Source organism: Jeotgalibaca arthritidis, from assembly GCF_011100465.1.
GTDB classification, from domain to species: domain Bacteria; phylum Bacillota; class Bacilli; order Lactobacillales; family Aerococcaceae; genus Jeotgalibaca; species Jeotgalibaca arthritidis.
The window spans coordinates 2342024-2348096 of sequence record NZ_CP049740.1 but is presented as its reverse complement, the minus strand read 5'-3'; the positions used below and the strand labels follow the sequence as shown (position 1 = coordinate 2348096).

At 36.0% G+C, this 6073-nt stretch carries 5 protein-coding genes, 5 tRNA genes and 1 riboswitch; of the genes, 9 read left to right on the top strand and 1 reads right to left on the bottom strand.

The window, feature by feature from the left end; all coding sequences use genetic code 11:
• Positions 1-38 precede the first annotated feature (38 nt).
• From G7057_RS11750 to G7057_RS11730, 5 genes are all read left to right on the top strand, one after another.
• A tRNA-Ser gene (locus G7057_RS11750) sits at positions 39-128 on the top strand.
• A gap of 37 nt (positions 129-165) precedes the next feature.
• Positions 166-238, top strand: a tRNA-Met gene (locus tag G7057_RS11745).
• Between the two features lie 42 nt (positions 239-280).
• Positions 281-353, top strand: a tRNA-Phe gene (locus G7057_RS11740).
• A 9-nt stretch (positions 354-362) separates the two neighbouring features.
• Positions 363-433: transfer RNA gene (locus G7057_RS11735), tRNA-Gly, on the top strand.
• Positions 434-444: 11 nt separating this feature from the next.
• Positions 445-516, top strand: a tRNA-Glu gene (locus G7057_RS11730).
• A 111-nt stretch (positions 517-627) separates the two neighbouring features.
• On the opposite strand, the gene G7057_RS11725 is transcribed toward G7057_RS11730, so the two are convergent.
• A complete protein-coding gene (locus G7057_RS11725; RefSeq protein WP_166163963.1) occupies positions 628-1440 on the bottom strand; it encodes a hypothetical protein in 813 nt (270 codons plus the stop codon).
• Positions 1441-1580: 140 nt separating this feature from the next.
• Positions 1581-1660: riboswitch (SMK box riboswitch) on the top strand.
• On the opposite strand from G7057_RS11725, the gene metK reads away from it, so the two are divergent.
• The 4 genes from metK (at position 1658) to G7057_RS11705 (ending at position 6057) form a co-directional block, all read left to right on the top strand.
• Positions 1658-2839, top strand: coding sequence for a methionine adenosyltransferase (gene metK / locus G7057_RS11720; protein WP_166163961.1), 1182 nt, complete (start codon positions 1658-1660; stop codon positions 2837-2839). It overlaps the preceding riboswitch by 3 nt.
• 297 nt (positions 2840-3136) lie before the next feature.
• Positions 3137-4009, top strand: coding sequence for an AraC family transcriptional regulator (locus G7057_RS11715; RefSeq protein ID WP_166163959.1), 873 nt, complete (start codon positions 3137-3139; stop codon positions 4007-4009).
• Entirely contained in the window at positions 4006-5184 is a 1179-nt protein-coding gene (locus G7057_RS11710; protein ID WP_166163957.1) for a Gfo/Idh/MocA family protein, read from the top strand. The genes G7057_RS11715 and G7057_RS11710 overlap by 4 nt, the downstream gene beginning before the upstream one ends.
• 15 nt (positions 5185-5199) lie before the next feature.
• Positions 5200-6057, top strand: coding sequence for a sugar phosphate isomerase/epimerase family protein (locus tag G7057_RS11705; RefSeq protein WP_166163955.1), 858 nt, complete (start codon positions 5200-5202; stop codon positions 6055-6057).
• Positions 6058-6073 lie beyond the last annotated feature (16 nt).

Genomic DNA, 6073 nt, shown 5'->3' with positions numbered 1-6073 from the left:
GACTAGATATAAAAAATAGCATATTATTATTTTATCTCGGAGGATTACCCAAGTCCGGCTGAAGGGAACGGTCTTGAAAACCGTCAGGCGTGTAAAAGCGTGCAAGGGTTCGAATCCCTTATCCTCCTTTATAACTTTTCTAAAAGTTATCTATTATTTTATTATCGCGGGGTGGAGCAGTTGGCAGCTCGTCGGGCTCATAACCCGAAGGTCGCAGGTTCAAGTCCTGCCCCCGCAATATTATAACGTTTGTTATGATGGCTATTTTATTAAATAGTAAGGCTTGGTAGCTCAGTTGGTAGAGCACTTGATTGAAGCTCAAGGTGTCGGCGGTTCGATTCCGTCCCAAGCCATTTTTATTTGCGGGTGTAGTTTAGTGGTAAAACTACAGCCTTCCAAGCTGTTGTCGGGAGTTCGATTCTCCTCACCCGCTTAAAAGAAAAGGGCCCGTTGGTCAAGCGGTTAAGACACCGCCCTTTCACGGCGGTAACACGGGTTCGAGTCCCGTACGGGTCATCTTAAGACTCTTTAAGCTATTTATCTTCCTATATTAAGGAAGATAGATAGCTTTTTTATTGTTTCTAACTCTAAAAAAACACACACTTCCTTTTTAAGGGAAGTGTGTGTTTAAAAAACCGGTAAGATAAAACTATAAATAAGTATAATGATAAAAATGACTAGTGAAATGTAGTTCGTCTTATTGAGCTGCTTTCTAATCTGAGTTAAAAATAGGGGGCAGAGTGTTGCTATAAGAAACAATCCAAATATAACAACGATAATAATGGATACTTTATTAATTAAAAGGACGACTACAGCTAGCATGCTACCAACTAGAAACAAACCAGCTATAATGGGTTTGAATTTTAAATACATAAATCGTGAAAAGTGATTTGGGGCTTGATCAATCTGTAGCATTTTCCTTTGCTGAACAACGATAAGAATGCTCACAAAGCATAAGACTGGCAATAAGTAAGTAACGATTGTAGCTGAAATAAATTGAGCTTGGAAGTAAAAAGCTAATAAGTTTAAGATAAGTCCTTTGAAAAAGAGCTGAAGAACATAGTAAAATTCTGTTTGTTCTAAGCTTATTAATGGTTGATGCGCAATGTAAATAAATAGGCTATAGAGCAATAGTAGAGACACTGCTAACCAATTTACTGAAACTAGGATTAAAAGCAGTATAACAACGCTTATTACACCTAAAAGATGTCTTAATAAGGAAGGGTTAATCATTTTCCCTTGTTGTTTTTTAATAAGATACTTTTCTTGTAACCCAATGGCTAGTAAAAAAGAATAAAGTAAGAAAAATGGGTAAAGCTGAAAGGAATTTGCTTTTGCCCCTAGAATAGATCCAATCCCAATAGAAGCGAATGGCAGTAAGAGCCATGCTAGAAATGTATTGTTGAGATAGTTTAATAGATTTGTTTTGAGACTGTTCATTTTGTTCCTCCTCTGTTTTGAAGGCATATACTCCTTAATCATAGAAAAAGTACAACATGATGTCAAGAAAGACTTACTTCTAACCAAATATTTACTTGCATTTTAACCTATAAAAGCGTATAGTTTAGCTGTTGCTCTTTTAAGGCTGAAAGCAATATCCCGATAGGATCCAATGAATGGATTTGCCTTGTAACCAAAGAAAATGGGGGAAATGAAAATGGTAGAAAAAAAATTATTTACATCGGAATCTGTAACGGAAGGACATCCAGATAAGATTGCAGATCAAATTAGTGATGCAATTTTAGATGAATTGTTAAAGCAAGATCCTAACGCACGTGTGGCATGTGAAACAATCGTCACAACTGGTTTAGTAATGGTGTTTGGTGAAATTACAACATCTGCTTATGTTAACATTCAACAAGTTGTTCGTGATACAGTAACAGAAATCGGTTATACACGTGGTAAATATGGCTTTGATGCAGAAAACTTAGCTGTAATGGTTTCTTTAGATGAACAATCTGATGATATTGCATTAGGGGTTGATCATTCTCTAGAGACACGTGATGATGAATCTAGTGAATCAACAGGAGCAGGGGACCAAGGGCTTATGTTTGGTTTTGCTATTAACGAAACAGAAGAGTTAATGCCATTGCCAATTAGTTTAAGTCATCGCTTAACAAATCAACTTGCTAAGGTTCGTAAAGATGGGACATTAGATTATTTACGCCCAGATGGTAAGGCGCAGGTAACGGTTGAATATGATGATAATGGTAAAGCTGTTCGAGTTGATACTGTTGTCTTAAGTACACAACATGATGAGTTTGTAACCTATGAAACCCTTCAAGAAGATATTATGAGACATGTTGTTAAAGAAGTGATTTCTTCTGATTTACTTGATGAACAAACAAAATATTATATCAATCCAACAGGTCGTTTTGTAACAGGAGGACCGAAAGGCGACTCTGGTTTAACAGGTCGTAAGATTATCGTTGATACCTATGGTGGTTATGCGCGTCACGGTGGTGGAGCATTTTCAGGTAAGGATGCTACGAAAGTAGACCGTTCAGCAAGTTATGCAGCGCGTTATATCGCTAAAAATATTGTAGCAGCTGAAATTGCTGATAAATGCGAAATTCAATTAGCATATGCGATTGGTGTTGCAGAACCTGTTTCAATTTCGGTTGATACGTTTGGAACTGCAAAAGTGTCTGAAGAACGCATTATCGAAGTTGTGAGAGAACTCTTTACATTGACACCAGATGGCATCATTGAAATGCTTGATTTGAAACGTCCAATCTTCCGTAAAACAGCTAGTTACGGTCACTTCGGCCGCGACGATCAAGATTTTACTTGGGAACGTACAGATAAAGTAGCTATTCTAAAAGAGAAATTACTTTAATATGAAAACCAAAATTGACTGAAAAAAGTCGATTTTGGTTTTTTATTTTTTACCTTAAAGTTGCTAATTTAACAATTTATTGAAAAAACACTTATAAATGGGTGTTTTTTCTAAATGAAATCGGTCACAACTTACATTTAAGAAATTTAGAATATCGTTAAATAATGACTATATAGAGAGATATGGTAAAAATACCACACTTTGAGTCAATGAAAGCGTTAAAGAAAACATAAGTGGTCATGGTTATGAAAGCGGTTATTCATTATAATAATTGTAATAGCCGAGAAGGGGGATTGCATGTTTGAAGAACAAGAAAGCGCTGTAGTCGCAGCCACTCGAATGAGAGGCATTACCTACTCCTTAGATTTCCATACGCATAAAGAATATGAGTTGGTCTTATTACATGGTGGTAACTGTCGTTTCTTAGTGGGCAATCAATTTTTTTACTTGCAGCCTGGACAGCTTTTAATGCTAGATGGTATGACGATTCATAAAGCATACGTTTCTGGTGATCCCCAAGATTATGAACGAAGCGTTTTACGTTTTGATTCAGATTGGATTCGTCCGCTATTACAAGATATAAATTTAGAACGATTATTAAACCTGTTTGAAGAGAATAGTAGCGGTTTAATTCGGATTTTTAAGAAACGAGATGAAGCAATCATCGAGAATATGATTGGTGAAATCGCAACTTTAGTCGACTTAGAGGAAAATAGATTGAATGAAGCACGTTTGAAATTAGCGGTTGTTCAGTTGCTGATTCACATCTCTATTTCTACCGATTATATTATCCGTAAAGACCAAGGTTTTCGAGATGAGAAAACGGAAATCGCCGAAAAAGTATCTAATTTCTTGTTTAAGAATTATCATCGTTCTATTTCAATCGACGACGTATCTCAAGCGGTTAATATAAGTAAGTCTTATATGTCTCATGTCTTTAAAGAAGTAACTGGACATACGATTATGACATACTTGATGCAGTATCGTTTGTCGAAGGCGCGTAGTCAAATTACTCAGGAGCCAAATCAACTAATCAAAGTGATTTCTCAAGAGAATGGCTTTGAGAGTGAAGCTCATTTCAGCCGATTTTTTAAGAAAAACATTGGCCTTTCACCTAGTCAGTACAAAAAACAATATTATCAATTTATTAGTGGAGGAGAATTTAAATGACAGAAAAAGTTAAATTAGGAATTATTGGATATGGTGCAGAAGGTGGCATGTACGCTAGCTTCTTTGCTCAAAAGGATGAGCGTTTAAATGAAGATCTGATTGAATTAGCAGCGATTTGTGATATTGATCCAGCTAAACGTGAGAAAATTGCTAAAGACTTCCCAGGTTTACCTGTTTTTGATAACTATTTAGACTTATTAGATTCAGGCGTTGTTAATGCGATTGTCACAACTGTTCCTCACTATGATCACGTTGTTATGGGGATTGACGCTTTAAAACGTGGCATTCATTTACTAGGGGAAAAACCAGCTGGTGTTTATACAAAAGAAGTAGAACGCTTAATTGAAGCTTCAGAAGAATACTCAGACACAACGTTTGCGATTTTCTTTAACCAACGTACAAATCCATTATACCGTCGCGTAAAAGAATTGATGGATAATAAGGAAATTGGTGATTTACAACGTGCTACATGGATTATCACAACATGGTGGAGACCACAAGGCTACTACAACCAAAGTGACTGGCGTGCAACTTGGGGTGGAGAAGGCGGCGGTGTTCTCGTTAACCAAGCACCTCACCAATTAGACCTTTTACAATGGATTTGTGGAAAACCAGAAAAGGTAACTGCTAAACTACAATATGGTGCTGGACGTAATATTATTGTTGAAAATGAAGTCAATGCATTACTTGATTTTGGTAATGGTGCAACAGGTTCATTTATTACATGTACGAATGATATGATCGGAACAGACCGTTTTGAAATTTTCGGTACAAAAGGAAAAATCGTTGTTGAAGATTCTAAAAAATTAATCATTAAAAAACTTGTTAATCCAGAACAAGAAATTTCTGAAAAAATGGACATGGCTGATGTTGTGAAATTATTCATGGGTCAAATGAATATGTCTGATTATGTGGAAGAAACAGTTGAAGAATTTGAAATGGTTATGGGACAACAACATATTGATGTTCTAAATAACTTTGCTAACCATATTGTTAAGGGTGAGGCATTGTTAGCACCTGGTGCAGAAGGAATTAACGGTGTTCGTTTAGCGAATGCGATGCATTTATCTGATTGGTTAGATAAAGAAGTAGACTACAACCATGATCATAATCTTTATTTAGAAGAATTAAACAAACGTATTACTGAAGAAGGAAAATTTAGCACAAAAGCATAAGAGGAGGATTTTTTAATGGCTAAAATTGGTGTACAAGGTTCAACAGTTAAACAACAGTTTCAAGAACTAGGCGTTTACGAAACGATGAAAAAACTATCTGAGATTGGTTATAAATCAGTAGAAATCTCACAAATTGAGACTTCTCCAGAAAATATTGAAGCAATTAAAAAAGCGTGTCAAGACTTTGACATGGAAGTAGCTGCTATGAGTGCGTCTCTAGAACCACAAGTAAAAGATGGCGAATCATTGACTACTCATTACGATAAAATTGTTGCCGATTGTAAGGCTGTAAATGCTGACTTATTGCGCATTGGAATGCTACCTATTCCAGCAATGGCTAGCTTAGACTTAGTTTTAGAATTCTGTGAAAAAGTAAATGACGTTACTCAAAAATTAAAAGAGGACGGTATTACACTTTACTATCACAACCATCATGTTGAATTCCGTAAGTATGACGGTAAATTCTTATTAGATATTATTCGCGAAAAAGCGCCTCTACTAGGATTCGAACTAGATGTTCACTGGATTCAACGTGGGGGAGCAAACCCACTTGAAGTGATTCGTGACTACAATGGTAAAGTTGAATTAATTCACTTGAAAGATTACCGTGTTGGTGAACTTCCTCAAGAAGCAGTAGATGCTTTATTTGAAGGTGATGCAAGCAAATTTATGGACAGCTTTAACAACTTGATTGAATTTGCAGAACTTGGAACAGGTTCATTACCACTAAAAGAAATTATTGAAGAATCATTATCATCAGGTGTACGCTACTTATTAGTAGAACAAGATGATACATATGGTGTTGATCCTTTCGAAAGCTTGAAAGTATCCTATGACCATTTAGTTGAGTTAGGCTATTCACACCTATTCTAAACCATAAACAATCAGC

Excerpts from the sequence above, each read along its gene's own strand:
- G7057_RS11715 (WP_166163959.1), top strand. The coding sequence starts at position 3,137 with ATGTTTGAAGAACAAGAAAGCGCTGTAGTCGCAGCCACTCGAATGAGA.
- G7057_RS11705 (WP_166163955.1), top strand. The coding sequence starts at position 5,200 with ATGGCTAAAATTGGTGTACAAGGTTCAACAGTTAAACAACAGTTTCAA.
- metK (WP_166163961.1), top strand. The coding sequence starts at position 1,658 with ATGGTAGAAAAAAAATTATTTACATCGGAATCTGTAACGGAAGGACAT.
- G7057_RS11725 (WP_166163963.1), bottom strand. The coding sequence starts at position 1,440 with ATGAACAGTCTCAAAACAAATCTATTAAACTATCTCAACAATACATTT.
- G7057_RS11710 (WP_166163957.1), top strand. The coding sequence starts at position 4,006 with ATGACAGAAAAAGTTAAATTAGGAATTATTGGATATGGTGCAGAAGGT.